The sequence below is a fragment of the Geodermatophilus bullaregiensis genome, from assembly GCF_016907675.1.
GTDB classification, from domain to species: Bacteria; Actinomycetota; Actinomycetes; order Mycobacteriales; family Geodermatophilaceae; genus Geodermatophilus; species Geodermatophilus bullaregiensis.
Genome location: NZ_JAFBCJ010000001.1, coordinates 3,719,954 through 3,737,359, shown reverse-complemented (window position 1 = coordinate 3,737,359; position 17,406 = coordinate 3,719,954). Strand labels below are relative to the sequence as shown.

Here is a 17,406-nt window from a genome sequence, read left to right as displayed (position 1 = left end):
CGTCAGCCGGTGACGTCGTCGGGGGGCTGCGGCCAGCGCGGCACCCCGGCGACGGCGCCGTCGCCCAGCGGGGTGGTGAAGTCCGCGTCCCGCTTGGCGAGGAAGGCGGCCACGCCCTCCGCGGCGTCCGGGCCGTGGGCCAGCTCGGCCAGCGCCCGGGACTCCACCCGGTGGGCGTCCCACGGCGAGGGCGCGCCGAGCATCGACCACAGCATCTGCCGGGCGGCGGCGACGGCGACCCCGGAGGTGTTGTCGGCGATCTCGCGGGCCAGGCCGAGGGCGGTGGGCAGCAGGTCGGCGTCGGGCACCACCCGTGACACCAGCCGCCCGCGCAGAGCCTCGGCCGCGTCGAACACCCGCCCGGTGGCCACCCACTCCACGGCCTGGCTGATGCCGACCACCCGCGGCAGGAACCAAGACGAGGCGGCCTCCGGGACGATGCCGCGGCGGGCGAAGACGAAGCCGAAGCGGGCCGACTCCGCGGCGATCCGCACGTCCATCGGCAGCGTCATCGTCGCGCCGATGCCCACCGCCGGGCCGTTGACCGCGGCGATCACCGGCTTGCGCAGCGCGGCGAACGGCAGCGACGCCACCCCGCCCCAGTCGCGCGGGACGCCGTCCACCGAGCCCCGGCCGGGCACCTCGGCGACGTCGCCGCGGGAGCGGTCGCCCAGCCCGCCGGAGCCGGTGCCGAGGTCGGCACCGGCGCAGAAGGCCCGCCCGGCCCCGGTGACGACGACGACCCGCACCGCCTCGTCGGCGTCGGCGGTGGCCGCGGCCCGTGCGAGCTCGGCGGCCATCACGGGGGTGAAGGCGTTGAGCCGCTCGGGCCGCGACAGCGTGATCGTGGCGACCCGGTCGGCCACCTCGTAGCGCAGCTGGGTGGGGTTCACCCCAGGGCGCCCGCGACGGCGAGGCGGGCGACGGCGTCGAGGTGCTCGGCGGCGTCACCGAGCAGCAGCCGGTCGACCTTGGCGCGGCGCCAGTACAGGTGCGCGTCGTGCTCCCAGGTGAAGCCGATCCCGCCGTGCACCTGCACCACCGTCTCCGCGGCCCGCTCGAACACCTCCGCGGCGTAGGCCTTGGCGGCCGAGGCGGCCAGCGGCAGCTCGGCGGGCGCGGAGTCGGCGGCCCAGGCGGCCCACCACACCAGCGAGCGCAGCTGGTCCACACCCACCCACGCGTCGACCAGCATGTGCTTGACCGCCTGGTAGGAGCCGATCACCCGGCCGAACGCCTCGCGCTGCTGGGCGTAGTCGACGCCCATGAGCACCGCCCGGTCGGCGGCGCCGAGGTCCTCCGCGGCCATGACCACGGCCCCGACCTGCCGGGCCCGCGCCCACAGCTGCGCGGCGTCCTCGGCCAGCACCCGGCGCGAGGTCATCCGCACCCGGGCCAGCCCGCGGGTGGCGTCCAGCGGTGCACCCGGCACGACCTCGCCCTCCCCGACGACGAGGACGCCGTCGTCCAGGCCGAGGAAGAGCGTGGCGTCGGCGGCGTCGACCGAGGGCGCCGAGCCGCTGACCGGCCCGTCCAGCACGGCGAGCGCGGCCGACCCGTCGGCCAGCTGCGCGGCGAGGTCGGGCGCGCCCTCGAGCAGCACCGCCGCCCGCGCCGCGGTCACCAGCGAGGGCCCGGCGAGGACCGCACCGCCCTGCTCGGCGACGACGGCGAGGTCGAGCACGCTGCCGCCGGCGCCCCCGGCCGACTCCGGGACGGTGATGCCGAGGAAGCCGATGTCGGCCAGCGCCTTGCGCCCGGGCGCCGGGGCGGCGGTGCCCTCCAGGGCGGCGCGGGCCGCGGCGGGCGACGCCGAGCCGGTGAAGAAGGCGCGGGCGCCGGCGGCGGCGTCGCGCTGGTCGTCGGACAGGTCGAAGTTCACCGTCGTCCTCCGGAGGAGAAGGGAGCGCTCTTGTCGGTGCGCGGCTCCGGCGGCAGGCCGAGCACCCGCTCGCCGAGGATGTTGCGCAGCACCTGGTCGGTGCCGCCGGCGATCGCGACGCCGGGCACGTAGGCCGCCGCCTTCTGCCAGGTCTCGTCGCCGTCGCCGGTGGCGCCGAACACGGCGTCGTCGCCGAGCAGCCGGACGCCGGCGTCGGAGACCAGCCGTGCCGCGGCCGTGCCGCCGAGCTTGCCGGCGCTGGCCTCCGGACCGGGCACGCCGCCCTGGCTCAGCGTGGTGAACCGGCGGTAGCCGGTGTACCGGGTGGCCAGCGACGCGACCAGCGCCCGGCCCACCGCCTGGCGGGCGAGGACCTGCTGCTCGGCGCCGAGGGCGGGCAGCCGGTCGCGGGCGTGCGCGGCCAGCGCCTCCGCGGACTGGCCGATGTCGCTGCCGGCGCCGCCGATGGCCACGCGCTCGTTCATCAGGGTGGTCAGCGCGACCCGCCAGCCCTCGCCGGGCTCGCCGAGCCGCTCGGAGTCGGGGATGCGGACGTCGTCGAAGAAGACCTCGTTGAACCCGGCGTCGCCGCTCATCTGGCGCAGCGGCCGGACGGTGACGCCGGGGGCGTGCATGTCGACGACGAACATCGTCAGCCCGGCGTGCTTGGGCCGCTCCGGGTCGGTGCGGGTGAGCAGGATGCCGAAGTCGGCGACGTGGGCGAGCGTCGTCCAGACCTTCTGGCCGTTGACCACCCAGTTCTCGCCGTCGCGGACGGCCGAGGTCCGGAGCGCGGCGAGGTCGGACCCGGACGCCGGCTCGCTGAACAGCTGGCACCACACGTCGTCGGCGCGCAGCAGGCGGGCGAGGTAGCGCTGCCGCTGGTCGTCGCTGCCGTGCGCGATGACGGTGGGCCCGCACATGCCGATGCCGATGTGGTTGATCAGCGTGGGCACGCGGGCGCGGGCCAGCTCCTGGGCCACGATCGCCTGCTGCACCAGCGTGCCGCCCTGCCCGCCGTACTCCTGCGGCCAGGTGACGCCGACCAGCCCCGCCTCGGCCAGCACCCGCTCGGTGGCCCGCAGCTCGGCCTCGTACCGGCGGGCGTCGGCGGACTGCCCCGGCCGCACGTGCAGCAGCTCGGCGTCGCGCTCCTCCAGCGTGGCCCGGACGCGCGCGCGGTAGGCGGCCTCCTCGGCGGTGTCGTCGAAGTCCACGGGCAGCACCTCTCGTCGTCGGCGGGACGGCGGCAGCGTGACAGCGGTCACCCCGAACGGTCAACGGTGACTGTCGGACGACGCGGGTCGCGCCTACCCTGCGCCGGGTGACCGCTGCTCCCGCCCCTCCCGCCGGACCGCCGGGGCGCTCGGCCCGGTCGGAGGGCAGCCGGGCACTCATCCTCGACGCCGCCGTCGCGTGCCTGGTCGAGGACGGCTACGCGGGCGCCTCGACCCTCGCCGTCCAGGCCCGGGCCGGGGTGTCGCGGGGGCGGCTGCTGCACCACTTCCCCTCGCGCGCCGAGCTGCTGGTCGCCGCCGCCGGGCACCTGTCGACGACGCTGCTGGCCGAGGTCGAGCACCGCGCGGCGGCGCTGATGGCCGACCAGCCGCCCGGGCCCGAACGGGTCGACCGCGCCGTCGACCTGATGTGGGCGACCTTCCAGGAGCCACCGTTCTGGGCGGCGATGGAGCTGTGGACGGCGGCCCGCACCGACCCCGGCCTGCGCACGGCGCTGCAGGCCGAGGAGCGCCGGCTGCGCGCGGCCATCCGCCGCGTGGCCGACGGCATCTGGGGGCCGGAGGTCGCCGCCGCGCCGCTGTACGCCGAGCTGTGCGAGCTGTTGTCCACCAGCATGCGCGGCGTGGCCTGCGTGTACGCCTTCGCCGACCGCCCGGCGGCCACCGACCCGCACCTGGCGCTGTGGAAGCGGCTCGCCGCCCGGATGCTGTTCGCGCGCCCGGAGGGCTGACGCCGCGGCCGCCGCCGGGCCAGCATGTGCGGGCATGGCGAGCGGCACCGGCGACACCTCCACGGGCTACGTGCTGGGCTCGACCGACCGGGAGATGGCCCGGCTGGCCGCCATCTCCCGGCTCTACCGACCGCTGACCGAGGCCTGGCTCGACAGCGCCGGCCTGCGCCGCGGGATGACCGTGGTCGACCTCGGGTGCGGGCCCGGCGACGTCGCCCTCGCCGTCGCCGGCCGGGTGGGGCCCACCGGGCGGGTGCTCGGCCTCGACGAGGCGGTGCGGCCGCTCGAGCTCGCCCGCCGCCGCGCGGACGAGCAGGGGCTCGCGCAGGTCAGCTTCGAACGGGCCGACGTGACCCGCTGGGAGCCGGACGGGCCCGTGGACGCCGTCGTCGGCCGGTGCATCCTGCTGCACCTGCCCGACCCGGTCGGGCTGGTGCGGCGGCTGGCCGGCGCGCTCGGTCCGGGCGCCGTCGTGGCGTTCGCCGACGTCGTCCTGGTCACCCGCGCCGCCCAGCCACCGCTGCCGCTGCTCGACGCCCACGCCCGCTGGTTCGTCGAGACGCTCCGCCGCTCGGGCCGGCCGGTGGACATGGGCCTGCGGCTGGCCGGGGTGTTCCGCGCCGCCGGGCTGCCCGAGCCGGTGCTCACCACGGACTCGCCCCTGGAGCGGGGCGGCGAGGCGGTCGGCTGGTCGATCGTCGCCGGTGACGTGACCAGCCTGCTGCCGGTGCTGGAGCGCACCGGCGTGACCACGGCGGAGGAGGTCGGGCCCGCCACCTTCGAGCAGCGGCTGCGCGCGCAGGCGGCCGAGCACGACGCCGTCCTGGTCAACCCGCTGGTGGTGGGGGCCGCGACCCGGGTGCCGTGACGGTCAGGGTTGACCGCCGCTTCGCGCGCCCAGCAGCATGACGCGCGTCACACCCCGATCGAGGAGGACCCCGTGCCCGTCCCGACCCTCGCCGGCCGCGGCATGACCGCGTCGGACCAGCTCGCCCGCTGGGCCCGCCGGACGCCGGACGCCGTCGCCCTGCGCTTCGACGGCACCGGGCGCACCTACGCCGAGCTCGACGAGCGGGTGACCCGGCTGGCCCGCGCCCTGGCCGCCCGCGGCGTCGGCACCGGTGACCGGGTCGCCGTCCTCGCGCTCAACGCCCTCGAGACGTGGGAGACCTACCTGGCCGGCGTGCGGCTCGGCGCGGTCGTCGTCCCGGTCAACTTCCGGCTGGTGGCCGACGAGGTGGCCTACGTGCTCACCGACAGCGGCGCGGTCGCGCTGGTGGTCGACGCCGCACTGGCCGAGGTGGCCGCCAAGGCCCGCGCGCAGGCCCCCGGCGTCACCACGGTGCTGGCCATCGGCGAGGAGTTCGAGGCGGCGCTGGCCGAGGCCGGCGCCGAGCCGCTCGACGTCGAGGTCGACGAGTCCGCGCCGGCGTTCATCATGTACACCTCGGGCACGACCGGCCGACCCAAGGGCGCCGTGCTCACCCACCACAACCTGCTCGTGCACGTCTTCAGCCAGGTCACCCACCTCGGCGTGGACCCCTCCGACCGGGTGGCCGCGCCGGGGGCGCCGCTGTTCCACATCGCGGGCCTGGCCGGTGGCCTGCCGCCGCTGCTGCTCGGTGGCACCCACGTCATCCTGCGCTCGGGCGGCTTCGACCCCGTCGCCACGCTCGACCTCATCGAGCGGGAGCGGGTGAGCAACATCTTCCTGGTGCCGGCGATGTGGGCCGCGGTGGTGGCCGTCCCCGGGATCGCCGACCGCGACCTGACCTGCCTCAAGCGGATCTCGTGGGGCGCGGCCCCGGCGTCGACGACGCTGCTGCGCACGATGATCGACACCTTCTCCCAGGCCGAGGTCGTCACCGCGTTCGGGCAGACGGAGTGCAGCCCGGTCACCTGCCTGCTGCGCGGCGAGGACTCGATCCGCAAGATCGGCTCGGTCGGCACGCCGATGCTCAACGTCGAGGTGCGCGTGGTCGACGACGCGATGCAGGACGTCCCGCAGGGCGAGGTGGGCGAGATCGTCTACCGCAGCCCGATGGTGATGCGGGAGTACTGGGGCAAGCCCGAGGCGACCGCGGAGGCCTTCGCCGGCGGCTGGTTCCACTCCGGGGACCTGGTGCGGCAGGACGAGGACGGCTACCTCTACGTCGTCGACCGCAAGAAGGACATGATCATCACCGGCGGCGAGAACGTGTACTGCGCCGAGGTGGAGGACGTGCTGGCCGCGCACCCGAAGGTCGCCGAGGTCGCGCTGATCGGCGTCCCGGACACCCGCTTCGGCGAGGCGCCGCTGGCCGTCGTCGCCCCGCGGGACCCGGCCGACCCGCCGACGCCGGAGGAGCTCACCGCGTGGTGCCGCGAGCGGCTGGCGCGCTACAAGAACCCGCGGGAGTACTCGGTGGTCCCCGCGCTGCCGCGCAACCCCAGCGGCAAGGTGCTCAAGACCCGCCTGCGCGAGGAGCACTCGGCCGGCTCCCTGGTGGCCGAGCCGGTGGTCTGAGCGAGTGACCGCGGGCCGGCGACCGCACCGGGTCCGCGGTGCGAGCGCCGGCACCTGCCCTGAGCGACGCTAGACGGAACAGCCCTCGGGGCCGCAGACCTCGCCGCCGCTGACCACCGGGATGAGCGGCGTCCGCTCGGACCAGGCCCGCTCGAGCACCTGGAGCAGCGCGTCGGCCGGCTGGGCGCCGTCGACGGCGTACCTCCGGTCGACGACGAAGAACGGCACGCCGCTGATGCCCAGCGCCTGCGCCTCGGCCTCGTCGGCCCGGACCGCGCCGGCGTACCGCTGGTCCGCCAGTGCCACGCGCACCTCGCCGGCGTCCAGTCCGGCCTCGGCGGCCAGCCGGACGAGGGTGTCGCGGTCGCCGACCGCCTGACCCTCGCTGGAGTACGCGGTCAGCAGCCGCTCCTCCACCGCGTCCTGCACCCCGCGCTCGCCGGCATCCGGAGACCCCGGTCACCACCCCGCGACGATCACGGAGCCCTGACCACGTCCGCGGCAGGACCAGTGGTCCGGGCTCCGTGATCGTCGGGCGGGTCCTCAGTCGGTGAACAGCTCCCGGGAGACGACGCCGGTGTCCGGGTTGTCGGTGAACAGCCCGTCGATGCCGGTCTCCCAGAAGGCCAGCTGCTCGTCGATGGCCCGGCCGTAGTCGTCCTCCGCCGCGCCCTCGCGCAGGTCGACCGGCAGGAAGGTGTTCTCGTTGCGGAACGTGTACGGGTGCACCAGCAGGTCCGCCGCGTGCGCGTCGTCCACGAAGGCCGTCGGCTCGCCCAGCGTGCCGTCGGCCTCGCGCGGGATGACCAGGTTCTTGTCCGGGCCCACCCCGTCGGCGTACTCGCCGATGCCGGCCAGCCCCTCGGCGGTGGCCAGGTCGGCGTAGGTCCGCGGGTCACCCGCCGCGACCAGGTCGGCGGGCGCGCCGGTGGCGGACACCAGCTGCACCAGCGGCACGTCGGCGACCGCGTCGAGCTCGCGCAGGTTCGCGGTCTCGAACGACTGGACGAAGACCGGCGAGTGGTCACGGTCGAGCCCGGCCTCGGCGAGCGCGGCCAGCAGCGGCTCCTCCAGCGACAGCCCGATGCCGTCGAAGTAGGTCGGGTGCTTGGTCTCGACGTACACGCCGATCTCCCGGTCCAGCTCGCGGCTGAGGTCCTCGCGCAGGTCGAGCACCTCCTCGAGCGTGGGCACCTGGTAGAGACCGTCGTAGAGGGTGTTCTCCTCGCGGACGTCGGGCAGCCGCTCGACGGCCCGGAGCGTGCGCAGCTCGGCGAGCGTGAAGTCCTCGGTGAACCAGCCGGTCAGCTCGACCCCGTCGATCGTCCTCGTGGTGCGCCGGTCGGCGAACTCGGGGTGCTCGGCGACGTCCGTCGTCTCGGAGATCTCGTTCTCGTGTCGCGCGACCAGCACGCCGTCCGACGTGCTCACCACGTCGGGCTCGACGTAGTCCGCTCCCATCCGGGCGGCCAGCTCGTAGGAGGCCAGCGTGTGCTCGGGCCGGTAGCCCGAGGCGCCGCGGTGCCCGATGACCAGCAGCTCCTCCGCGCCGGTCCCGTCCACCTCCGGCGGTGGGGCGGCCGTGGCCGGGCCGGTCAGGAACAGCGGGACGGCGAGGACCGCGGCGCTCAGCGCGGCGGTCCGGCGGTGGGCACGTGACATGGGTGCACTCCCCCGGGCTCGGACGGCGACGGTCGTCGCCGGCCCGGACGATCCCAGCCCGGCGACGCGGCCGCGAGCGGGACCGTCGACCGGACGGCCGGTGGTCCCCTCCGGCGGCCGCTCAGCCGGTCCAGGCGGCGGCCACGTGCCCGGCCACCGACGCCGCCTGCGCCCGCCCTGCCTCGGCCGAGGGACGGCGGGCGACCGGGTCGAGCACGTTGCGGCCGATCGCCCGGCGGCTCGCCTCGTCCGGCGACACGACGGCGACCCGCGCCACCATGCCGCTGACCTGCGCGTCGACGCTGGCCATCGGGCCCACGCCCCGCGCGATCGGCGCCAGGACGACGACCCGCTCGTACCCGGCGGCCAGGTCGGCGTTGGCCGCCGAGCGCATGCCGCCGTCGACGTAGCGCCGTCCGTCGATCGTCACCGGCGGGTACACCCCCGGGACGGCGCAGCTGGCCGCCACCGCCGTCACCAGCGGCACCCCGGAGGCGCGGTCGAGGGCGCGGAACTCACCGGTGTCGGCGTCGACGGCGGTGACCGTCAGCGCCCGCGCGGGCCACTCGCGCGACACCAGCCGGGAGCCGATGACGTCGAGCCGCTCCTGCTCCGACGGCGTCAGCCCGGCGGCCTCGGCCCGCAGCGCGAGCGCGCCCACCCGCCGGCGGAAGGCGGCGTCGTCGCCCCGGCTGCGCAGCAGCGCCCAGCCGTAGGAGGCCAGGTCCGACCGACGCATCCGGGCGGCCCGCTCGGCGGCCGGGGGCTCGAGCTGGCGGCCGTACAGCGTCTCCAGGTCGGCACCGCTGGTGACCTGCGCGCCCACGACGCTGCCGGCCGACGTGCCGACGACGAGGTCGGCGTCGGTGAGGTCGACGCCGCGCTCGGCCAGGCCGGCCAGCAGGCCGACCTCCCAGGCGATGCCGGTGATGCCGCCGCCGCCGAGGACGAGGGCCCTGCGCTGGTCGCTCACCCGGCCATCCTGACAGCCGCGCCGCAGCGGCCTGCACGTGCTCGACAGCGGCCTGTGAGCTGGGCCACGCTGTCCGGACGGAACCGGACGGAAGGACGCGCATGACCGCCACGCAGGCCGCACCCCCGCCCACGGACGGCCCGGCGGCCGCCGGCTGGCCGCCCGGGCTGCCGCGCTCGCTGGACTACCCCCTGGTCCCGGTGGGGTCGATCCTGCGGGCGGCGGTGCGCCGCTGGGGCACGCGGACGGCGTTCGTCGACCACGACGTCGAGCTGACGTTCGAGGAGCTGGGCCGGCGGGCCGCCGCGGTCGCCAACTGGCTGGCCGACGCCGGCATCGGCCGCGGCGACGTCGTCGCGGTGCACATCCCCAACTGCCGCCAGTACCCGGCCGTCTACTACGGCGTGGTGATGGCCGGCGCGGTCTTCTCCCCCACCAACCCGCTGCTGCCCGCGGCCGACCTCGCCGCCCAGCTCACCGACGCCGGCGCGACGGTGCTCGTGACCTGGGACCAGGTGCTGCCGTTCGTCCGCCCCGCGCTGGCGGCCACGCCGGTGCAGACCGTGGTCGTCACCGGCGAGGCGCACACCCTCGACTTCTCGGCCCGCCTCGACGGCCTGGAGGCCACCGACGTCGACCTCGCCGACCTGCTGGCCGCCGACCCGGAGGACCGCCGGCTCGACGCCGCCGTCGACCCGGCCGCCGACCTCGCGCACCTGGCCTACACCGGCGGCACCACCGGCGTGAGCAAGGGCGTGGAGCTGCCGCACCGCAACGTCGTCACCAACGTGCTGCAGTCGGCGTGCTGGACGTCGGGATCGCTCCCGGAGCTCGACGAGGCCGGCGACGTGACCCTCCGGCAGGTGCTCGGCGAGGACGAGTACCCGACCCGGCTCGGGGAGGCGCGGCTGATCAACCTGACGCCGTGGTTCCACGCGATGGGGGCGATCGGCTACCTCAACGGCATGGTCATGGGCGGCACAACGACCGTCATCCACATGCGGTTCGACCCGGTGAGGTACGTCGAGGACGCCGTCCGGTACCGGGTGACCAGCATCGGCGGCGCCCCGCCGGTGTTCGTCGCGCTGCTGCAGGTGCCGGGCATCGAGGAGGCCGACCTCTCCGGCGTCCGAGGGGTCTCCAGCGGCGCGGCTCCCCTGCCGGTGCCGCTGATCGAGCGGCTGCAGGCGCTGCTGCCGAACGCCGTCATCGGCGAGGGCTACGGGCTGACCGAGGTGACCATGCAGGCCACCGGCAACCCCACGTTCCGCTCGGGCACCCGCAGGGCCGGCACGGTCGGCGTGCCGGTGTTCGACACCGAGATCACCATCCGCCCGCTCGGCGGCGGCGACCCGCTGCCGGTCGGTGAGCGCGGCGAGGTGTGCATCCGCGGGCCGCAGGTGATGCGCGGCTACGCGCACCGGCCCGAGGCGACGGCCGAGAGCATCGACCCCGACGGCTGGTTCCACACCGGCGACGTCGGCGTCCTCGACGAGGACGGCTACCTGTCGATCGTCGACCGCACCAAGGACATGCTGCTCTACAAGGGCTACAACGTGTTCCCGCGCGAGTTGGAGGAGGTCCTCTTCGGCGTCCCGGGGGTGGCCGGCGCGGCGGTGGTCGGCCGGCCCGACGAGGCGGCCGGGGAGCTGCCGGTGGCCTACGTCGTCCGCCGGGACGACGACGCGGGCCGGGCGCTGACCGCCGAGTCGGTCATGGCCGCGGTCAACGACCGGGTCACGCACTACAAGCGGCTGCGCGACGTCGTCTTCATCGACGCGATCCCGGTGTCGGCGGCGGGCAAGGTGCTCAAGCGGGAGCTGGCCGCGCGGGAGCGGGAGGCCGCCGGGGCCTGACCTCCCGGCGACCCGAGCGGGTGGCGTCCCGCCCACCCTGGGGTGGGGACGCCACCCGCTCGCTATCGTCCGCGTCGTGATCGGCGGACACGGCGCGGAGGACCCGCACACCGGGGTGCAGATCGCCCACGTCGAGCAGTCACCGGTGCGCCAGGTGCTGTGGCGGGTGGCGCTGGCGGCGTTCTTCCTGGCGCTGACGGTCTTCATCGTCTGGCTGGACCGCGACGCCTACCGCGACGGCGACGAGGTCGGCATCGACCTGCTCGACGCCTTCTACTACTCCACGGTCACCCTCTCGACCACCGGGTACGGCGACATCACGCCGCTCACCGAGGGCGCGCGGCTGGTGAACATCCTGTTCATCACGCCGCTGCGCGTCATGTTCCTGATCGTGCTCATCGGGACGACGCTCGAGGCGCTGACCGCGCGCTCGCGCGAGGAGTTCCGCATCCGACGCTGGAGGTCCCGCGTGCGTCAGCACGTCATCGTGTGCGGCTACGGCACCAAGGGGCGCAGCGCCGTCCGGTCGCTGCGGGCCACCGGCACCCCGATGGAGAGCATCGTCATCGTCGACGCCGAGCCGCGGGCCATCGACGAGGCGAACTCCATCGGCCTGAACGGCATCGTGGGCGACGCCGGCCGCACCGACGTGTTGCGCCGGGCGCACGTGGAGCGGGCGCGGGCGGTGATCGTGGCGGCCAACCGCGACGACGCGTCGGTGCTCATCACGCTCACCGTGCGCCAGCTCAACCCCAGCGTGCCGATCACCACCAGCGTCCGCGAGGAGGAGAACGCGCAGCTGCTGCGCCAGTCCGGCGCCGACACGGTGATCACCACCTCGGCGACGTCGGGCCGGCTGCTGGGCCTGTCCACCGACAGCCCGCGGGTGGTCTCCGTCGTCGAGGACCTGCTCACCGGTGGGCAGGGGCTGGACCTCTCCCAGCGCGTCGTCAACTCCGGCGAGGTCGGGCTGGGCCCGCGCGACCTGCGCGACATCGTCCTCTCGGTGACCCGCGGAGGGCGCACGCTGCGCTTCGACGACCCGCTGATCGGCACGCTGCAGAACGAGGACGTGCTCGTGGTGGTGCGCTCGCACGGGCCCGACGGCAGCCACTCGCTCGCGCGCGCGTAGCCGGGTCCCGCGGTCAGACGCGCAGCTCCAGCTCCGCCAGGGCGTCGGCCAGCCGGCCGTCCTGGAGCACGAGGTCGACGGCGGTGGTGTGCCAGCCGGCCACCAGCAGCAGCGGCCAGGGCTGCTCGTCGTCGGCCGAGGCGGTCGCTGCGACCAGGCCGGCCTGCGCCACGGCGCGGCACGCGATGGGGTTCATGGGTCTCTCCTGTCGTCCGTGCAGCAGGGATCGGCACGGACGGCGCAGGACTGGAGCGCTGGGACACACCTCACCCCTCGGAGGGGGCTCGCGCTGCGCCGGGTGGACGGCCGGCGGCTGACCGCCCACGAGCACCACTCGGTCCCGGCGTCCTGACGGTGTGCGCCCAGGGCGCAGTCTCGCGGTGGGATGCGCCCCGAGCGCACATCGTCGGGCCGGCCGACGGTCAGGGAGTGGCGTCAGCCCCGCGCGGCGCGGACGGCCTCGACCAGCGGGGTGACCGGGCGGCCCAGCAGCGCGGCGAGGTCGGCGTCGCCGGTGTCGAGCTCACCGCGGGCGATCGAGGTGTCGACGGCGGCGACGAACCCGGCGGTGCCGGCGTCGAGGCCCGCGGCCTCGAGGGCGGCGGCGAACTCGTCGGCCGGGAGGTCGCGGTACCGGACGGTCGCGCCGGTGACCTCGCTGATCGCGGCGGCGAGGTCGGCCAGCGTGACACCGGGGCCGCCGAGCTCGCGGACGACGCTGCCGTCGTCGTCGGCCAGCAGCGCGGCGGCGGCCGCGACGGCGTAGTCGGCGCGCGGAGCGATCGAGACGCGGCCCTCGCCCGCGGCACCCAGGACCTCCCCGGTGGCCAGGTGGGTGTCGAGCTGGGCGGTGTAGTTCTCGGCGTACCAGCTGTTGCGCAGCACGGTGGCCGGGACGCCGACCTCGCGCAGCACCTCCTCGGTGGCGCGGTGCTCACCGGCCAGCGGGTTGGTGGAGGTGTCGGCGTGCGCGATGCTCGTGTAGACGACCCGCTGCACGCCGGCCGCGGCCGCCGCCTCGATCACAGCGCGGTGCTGGGCCACCCGCTGACCGGCCTCGCTGCCGGAGACCAGCAGCAGCCGGTCGACGCCGGCGAGGGCGGCGGGCAGGGTGTCCGGCCGGGAGTAGTCGCCCTCGCGCACCTGCACGCCGCGGGCGGCCAGGTCCGCGGCGGCCCCGGGACGGCGGGCGACGGCGACGACGTCGCCGGCGGGGACGCCACGGTCGAGCAGCTCCTCGACGGCGCGGTGGCCCAGGTGGCCGGTCGCCCCGGTGACGGCATAGGTGGTCATGCGGGTGCTCCTCGGCTCGGTCGCGCGTCTGCGGACGGCGCCAACCCGACGGGGCCGCCGGCCATTCCCTCCGTGCCCCACCCGGGAGCGGGGAGGGCGGCCCCACGGTGGAGCCGCCTTCCCCCAGTGCTCACACCCGGGTGTCGAGCAGCTCCCCGAGGTTGCGGTCGACCTCGGCCAGGTAGGTCTGCTCGAAGCCGAAGAGCCCGAAGTGGCCGGCGATGCTCGGCAGCACCCGCAGCTTGCTGTCCCCGACCAGGGCCTGCTCGGCCGCGCAGTCGCGCACGGGGAAGAACATGTCCTCGTCGATCGGCATGACGAAGGTCTTCGCGGTGATCCGGCCCAGCGCCGCGGCCAGGTCGCCGCCGGTGTGGCGGGCGACGTCGCCGCGCTGCCACTTCCACCCCTGGCAGAGCAGGGCGTTGGGGTCCATGGCGCTGAAGACGGCCTGCACGAACCGCTCCTGGAACTCCTCGAACGTCGACCAGGTGACGTCGGGCAGCTCGACCCCGCGCCAGAACTCCGTCTTCCAGAACTCCGTGGACAGGCCGACCACCGCCCAGATGTCGGCGTGCCGGCGCAGGCCACCGGCGACCTCGGTGTGCGAGCGGTACTCCCCGCCGTTCCACCCCGGGTCGGAGGTGATGGCCTCCATGAGGGTGCGGGTGAACAGGAAGTCGTGCGGGGTGTTCTGCGCGGTCCCGGCGATGGGGGCGGCGCGCAGCACCTGGTCGGGGAAACGGACCGCCCACTCGTAGACCTGCTGCGCGCCCATCGAGCCGCCGACGACGAGCGCCCACCGCTCGATGCCGAACAGCCCGGCGGCGAGCTGCTGCTGCGCCCGGACGTCGTCGCCGATGCGGACGTGCGGGAAGCGCGACATGGCGATCTCGCCGTCGGCGTTGTGCGGTGAGGTGGACAGCCCGTTGCCGATCTGGTTGACCACCACGATGAACCAGCGGCCCGGGTCCAGCGCCCGGCCCGGGCCGATGTAGACCTGCTCCCAGGTGGCGTGCGTGCCGCTGAACCAGGTGGGGATGAGGATCGCGTTGTCCCTGGCCGCGTTCAGCTCCCCGTAGGTGGCGTAGGCGAGCTGCAGGTCGGGGATCCGGCCGCCCTCCTCGAGGTCGAAGCCGCCCAGCGAGTGCAGCTGGTAGGCGCCCTGCACCTCGGGCGTGTAGAAGGCGTTCTCGATCACGGCGGCTCCCTCTCCTCGGGTGGGGTGACGGCCGTCACTCTGTCGGACCCGGCCGCCCCTCGGCAGCTCGGGGACGGCGAGCAGGTCGCGGCCCGGGCGGGGCGGTCCTCGCTCATCGGCCGGACGACCGGTTGACCGTCCTCCGTGAGCCACGCCACAGTGCCGGACACCTGAACCGCACTCCTGGCTGCGAGGGCACCGATGACCGACACGACGCAGGACCCGGCACCGACGGCACGGCGGGAGGGTCGGCTGGCCGATCCCTCGGTCGAGCTGCGCACCGATCCCCGGCTGCACCCGCGCCTGCGGGCGGCACTCGCCGCCTTCGGGCTCGACGGTCACGCGGCTGCCGCGCCGATCGGCCGCGGCGCGCCAGCGGAGCAGGTCGCGGAGTTCGTCGGCCAGTCGCACGCGGCCTTCGAGGGGCTGTACGCGGCCCTGCCGTGGGAGTGGCCGGACGAGACCCGCGCCGACGTCACCCACCGGACCGAGACGGTGCACGCCCCCGAGGGCCACGACATCCCACTGCACGTCTTCCGTCCCGCCGGCGTCGAGGGACCGCTGCCGTGCACGGTCTACGTCCACGGCGGGGGGATGACGATCCTCGACGCGGACAACCGCGTGCACCGGCAGTGGAGCGAGGACCTCGCCGCGACCGGGATGGTCGTGGTCACGGTCGGTTTCCGGAACGCCTGGACCGACCAGCGGCTCAACCCCTTCCCGGCCGGGCTGGAGGACTGCAGCACCGCCCTGGACTGGATCCACGGACACCGCGCCGAGCTGGGCATCACGAAGCTCGTCCTGCAGGGCGAGTCCGGCGGCGCGAACCTCGTGCTGGCGACCGCCCTGAAGGCCAAGCGAGAGGGGTGGCTGGACCGCATCGACGGCGTCTACGCGATGGTCCCCTACATCAGCGGCGGCTACGGGTGGGACCGCGACCGCAAGCTGCGGGAGCTGCCGTCGCTGGTGGAGAACGACGGGCACTACCTCGACTGCGGGATGATGGACGTGCTCGTCGCGGTCTACGACCCGACCGGCGAGAACGCCGAGAACCCGCTGTGCTGGCCCTACTTCGCCACCGAGGCCGACGTCGAGGGCATGCCGCCGCACGTCGTCACGGTCAACGAGCTCGACCCGCTCCGGGACGAGGGCATCGCCTACTTCCGCACGCTCCAGCGGGCCGGCGTCCCGGTCGTCGGACGCGTGAACCTCGGCCTGACCCACGCGGCGGACATGAGCTTCCGCCAGGCCGTCGTCGAGGCCTACAAGGCGGTGGTGCGCGACATCCACGGCTTCGCCGCCGACCTCTGACACCCGGGACCCGGACTCAGGCCGACAGGTCGGCGACGTCGGCCGCAGCCGAGCGCCCCGTGGCCAGGTGGACCGCGGAGCGGAGCAGCGCGACCCGGTCCGCGGACGGGGACGGGGCCTGCCACGCCACGAACCCGTCAGGGCGGACGAGGACCGCCCCCCGCACCCCGACGCCGTACCGGAGGGCCAGCGAGCCGTCGGGATCGGGCAGGTCCGGCCCGAGGCGGAGCACCGCGAGCGGCAGGTCACCCGACCCCAGCCGGTCCGCGGCCGCGCACCAGTCGCCGCCCCCGGGGCCGGTGAGCAGCGTCAGCCGGCCGTCGAACAGGTCGAGGGTCGAGACCCGTCGACCGGTCCTGTCCAGCCAGGCGTGCGGCGCCCGGCGCCCGGGAGCGGCACGCTCGCCGGCGGTCGCCGGCGGCTCTGCGTGCTCGGTGGGCGCGATGGCCGCGGAGACGTAGGTGACGCCGAAGTCCTCGAGACCCGACGCCTCGTGGGCTCCCTCGCGCGGCTGCAGCGACCGCAGCGCGTTGGCCAGACCCACCGGGCGCCGCTCCTGCTCGTACGTGTCGAGCAGTGCCTCGTCGGCCCATCCGCGCAGCACCCAGGCGAGCTTCCACGCCAGGCCGTGCGCCGCCGCGATGCCCGTGTTCATGCCGGTGGCCCGCCGCGGTGACGTGCGGGTGGCCGCATCACCCACGAGGAAGACCGGGCCGCTGCGGAACCGGGTGGCGATCTCGGCACCGAAGGTCCACTCGAACGCACCCTGCAGCTCGACGTCGAGGTCCGGGATGCCGGCGGAGGCGCGGATGCGGGCGACCACCTGCTCGGCCGTGGGGTCGGCGGGGTCGTCGTCCCCGGGTTCCCAGCCGTAGCCCCACCGGTGCCGGCCCGACGCCACGAACAGCCCCTCCGCCCCAGGGGTCGTGACCCAGTGCAGGGCGAACGGCGGATCGGGGACCACCCCGTCGAGGTCGGCGGCGAACAGGTACGTCAGCTGGCGCCCCTCCGAACCCAGGTGCTCCACCTCGATGCCGAGGGCGCCGCGGACGGTGCTGCGCGGACCGTCCGCGCCGACGAGGTACCGGGCACGGACGTCGTACTCCGGCGCGGGTCCGGACCGCCGGCGCAGCCTCGCGCGCACGCCGTCGCCGTCGACCTCGAAGCCCACCAGCTCCGTGCCGAACCGCACCTGCCCTCCCCGGTCCCTCACGTGCTCGAGGAGCACCGGCTCGAGGTGGTCCTGCGGGACGAACGCGAACGGCGAGGGGCTCATGGTGGAGACGTACTGGGCGGCGGGCGCGCCCAGCGACTCCACCGCCACCACCGGAGCGGCCAGCACCGGGGAGATCCCCAGGTCCAGCCGGACGTCCTGCCCGGCCGCGGAGACGCGCTCGTCCAGGCCCCAGGACCGGAGGATCTCCATGGTCCGCGGCCGGACGCCGGCCGCCTTCGGGAAGATCGACGTGCCCGGGTGCCGCTCGGCGACCAGGACCCGGGTGCCGGCACGGGCCAGGCCGGCAGCCGTGGTGAGGCCGGCGGGGCCGGCACCGACGACGAGGACGTCGTACGTCTCGGGTTGTGGCGTCATGACGGGGCTTCCTCGGTCCGGGAACGGGTGTCC

At 75.5% G+C, this 17,406-nt stretch carries 15 protein-coding genes and 1 pseudogene; 6 read left to right on the top strand and 10 right to left on the bottom strand.

All coding sequences use genetic code 11. The annotated features are described in order from the left end of the window. Nucleotides 1-2: 2 nt before the first annotated feature. From JOD57_RS17830 to JOD57_RS17820, 3 genes are read right to left on the bottom strand one after another with little or no spacing between them, the layout of a single operon-like run. Nucleotides 3-893, bottom strand: a complete 891-nt coding sequence (locus tag JOD57_RS17830; protein WP_204693254.1) for an enoyl-CoA hydratase-related protein — start codon at nt 891-893, stop codon at nt 3-5. Continuing rightward, nucleotides 890-1,882, bottom strand: coding sequence for an acyl-CoA dehydrogenase family protein (locus JOD57_RS17825; RefSeq protein WP_204693253.1), 993 nt, complete (start codon nt 1,880-1,882; stop codon nt 890-892). The genes JOD57_RS17830 and JOD57_RS17825 overlap by 4 nt, the downstream gene beginning before the upstream one ends. Continuing rightward, nucleotides 1,879-3,150, bottom strand: a complete 1,272-nt coding sequence (locus tag JOD57_RS17820; protein ID WP_307824769.1) for an acyl-CoA dehydrogenase family protein — start codon at nt 3,148-3,150, stop codon at nt 1,879-1,881. Before JOD57_RS17820 ends, JOD57_RS17825 begins: the two co-directional genes overlap by 4 nt. Nucleotides 3,151-3,206: 56 nt before the next feature. Here JOD57_RS17820 and JOD57_RS17815 point away from each other — a divergent pair, with 56 nt between their 5' ends. From JOD57_RS17815 to JOD57_RS17805, 3 genes are all read left to right on the top strand, one after another. Continuing rightward, a complete protein-coding gene (locus tag JOD57_RS17815) occupies nt 3,207-3,851 on the top strand; it encodes a TetR/AcrR family transcriptional regulator (RefSeq protein ID WP_204693252.1) in 645 nt (214 codons plus the stop codon). 34 nt (nt 3,852-3,885) lie between these two features. Continuing rightward, nucleotides 3,886-4,719 carry a class I SAM-dependent methyltransferase gene (locus JOD57_RS17810; RefSeq protein ID WP_204693251.1) on the top strand — a complete coding sequence of 278 codons (834 nt, stop codon included), beginning with the start codon at nt 3,886-3,888 and terminating at the stop codon, nt 4,717-4,719. Nucleotides 4,720-4,791: 72 nt separating this feature from the next. Beyond that, nucleotides 4,792-6,357, top strand: coding sequence for a long-chain-fatty-acid--CoA ligase (locus tag JOD57_RS17805; protein ID WP_307824768.1), 1,566 nt, complete (start codon nt 4,792-4,794; stop codon nt 6,355-6,357). 69 nt (nt 6,358-6,426) lie between these two features. On the opposite strand, the pseudogene JOD57_RS17800 reads toward JOD57_RS17805, so the two are convergent. From JOD57_RS17800 to JOD57_RS17790, 3 genes and pseudogenes are all read right to left on the bottom strand, one after another. After that, nucleotides 6,427-6,789 (bottom strand): annotated as a pseudogene (locus JOD57_RS17800) (DsbA family oxidoreductase); the annotation flags it as partial. 111 nt (nt 6,790-6,900) lie between these two features. After that, nucleotides 6,901-8,019: a glycerophosphodiester phosphodiesterase gene (locus tag JOD57_RS17795; RefSeq protein ID WP_204693250.1), complete on the bottom strand. Its 1,119-nt coding sequence runs from the start codon at nt 8,017-8,019 to the stop codon at nt 6,901-6,903. Nucleotides 8,020-8,140: 121 nt separating this feature from the next. Beyond that, nucleotides 8,141-8,992: a patatin-like phospholipase family protein gene (locus tag JOD57_RS17790; RefSeq protein ID WP_204693249.1), complete on the bottom strand. Its 852-nt coding sequence runs from the start codon at nt 8,990-8,992 to the stop codon at nt 8,141-8,143. A gap of 101 nt (nt 8,993-9,093) precedes the next feature. On the opposite strand from JOD57_RS17790, the gene JOD57_RS17785 reads away from it, so the two are divergent. Both JOD57_RS17785 and JOD57_RS17780 read left to right on the top strand, forming a co-directional pair. After that, a complete protein-coding gene (locus JOD57_RS17785; RefSeq protein ID WP_204693248.1) occupies nt 9,094-10,848 on the top strand; it encodes a class I adenylate-forming enzyme family protein in 1,755 nt (584 codons plus the stop codon). 76 nt (nt 10,849-10,924) lie between these two features. Continuing rightward, nucleotides 10,925-11,980, top strand: a complete 1,056-nt coding sequence (locus JOD57_RS17780) for a potassium channel family protein (RefSeq protein WP_204693247.1) — start codon at nt 10,925-10,927, stop codon at nt 11,978-11,980. Between the two features lie 13 nt (nt 11,981-11,993). Here JOD57_RS17780 and JOD57_RS17775 read toward each other — a convergent pair whose 3' ends face one another. The 3 genes from JOD57_RS17775 to JOD57_RS17765 form a co-directional block, all read right to left on the bottom strand. After that, the gene (locus JOD57_RS17775) at nt 11,994-12,176 is read right to left on the bottom strand and encodes a hypothetical protein (RefSeq protein WP_204693246.1); all 183 of its coding nucleotides are present in this window, start codon (nt 12,174-12,176) and stop codon (nt 11,994-11,996) included. A gap of 239 nt (nt 12,177-12,415) precedes the next feature. Beyond that, the gene (locus JOD57_RS17770) at nt 12,416-13,273 is read right to left on the bottom strand and encodes an NAD(P)H-binding protein (protein ID WP_204693245.1); all 858 of its coding nucleotides are present in this window, start codon (nt 13,271-13,273) and stop codon (nt 12,416-12,418) included. 130 nt (nt 13,274-13,403) lie between these two features. Continuing rightward, entirely contained in the window at nt 13,404-14,471 is a 1,068-nt protein-coding gene (locus JOD57_RS17765) for an alpha/beta fold hydrolase (protein ID WP_204693244.1), read from the bottom strand. A 201-nt stretch (nt 14,472-14,672) separates the two neighbouring features. On the opposite strand from JOD57_RS17765, the gene JOD57_RS17760 reads away from it, so the two are divergent. Then, on the top strand, nt 14,673-15,782 hold the full coding sequence (locus tag JOD57_RS17760; protein ID WP_204693243.1) for an alpha/beta hydrolase fold domain-containing protein: 1,110 nt from the start codon (nt 14,673-14,675) through the stop codon (nt 15,780-15,782). Nucleotides 15,783-15,798: 16 nt separating this feature from the next. Here the strand turns inward: JOD57_RS17760 and JOD57_RS17755 are convergent, their stop codons facing one another. Beyond that, nucleotides 15,799-17,373 carry an FAD-dependent monooxygenase gene (locus tag JOD57_RS17755; RefSeq protein ID WP_204693242.1) on the bottom strand — a complete coding sequence of 525 codons (1,575 nt, stop codon included), beginning with the start codon at nt 17,371-17,373 and terminating at the stop codon, nt 15,799-15,801. Nucleotides 17,374-17,406 lie beyond the last annotated feature (33 nt).

Excerpts from the sequence above, each read along its gene's own strand:
- JOD57_RS17755 (WP_204693242.1), bottom strand. The coding sequence starts at position 17,373 with ATGACGCCACAACCCGAGACGTACGACGTCCTCGTCGTCGGTGCCGGC.
- JOD57_RS17760 (WP_204693243.1), top strand. The coding sequence starts at position 14,673 with ATGACCGACACGACGCAGGACCCGGCACCGACGGCACGGCGGGAGGGT.
- JOD57_RS17810 (WP_204693251.1), top strand. The coding sequence starts at position 3,886 with ATGGCGAGCGGCACCGGCGACACCTCCACGGGCTACGTGCTGGGCTCG.
- JOD57_RS17770 (WP_204693245.1), bottom strand. The coding sequence starts at position 13,273 with ATGACCACCTATGCCGTCACCGGGGCGACCGGCCACCTGGGCCACCGC.
- JOD57_RS17785 (WP_204693248.1), top strand. The coding sequence starts at position 9,094 with ATGACCGCCACGCAGGCCGCACCCCCGCCCACGGACGGCCCGGCGGCC.
- JOD57_RS17775 (WP_204693246.1), bottom strand. The coding sequence starts at position 12,176 with ATGAACCCCATCGCGTGCCGCGCCGTGGCGCAGGCCGGCCTGGTCGCA.
- JOD57_RS17795 (WP_204693250.1), bottom strand. The coding sequence starts at position 8,019 with ATGTCACGTGCCCACCGCCGGACCGCCGCGCTGAGCGCCGCGGTCCTC.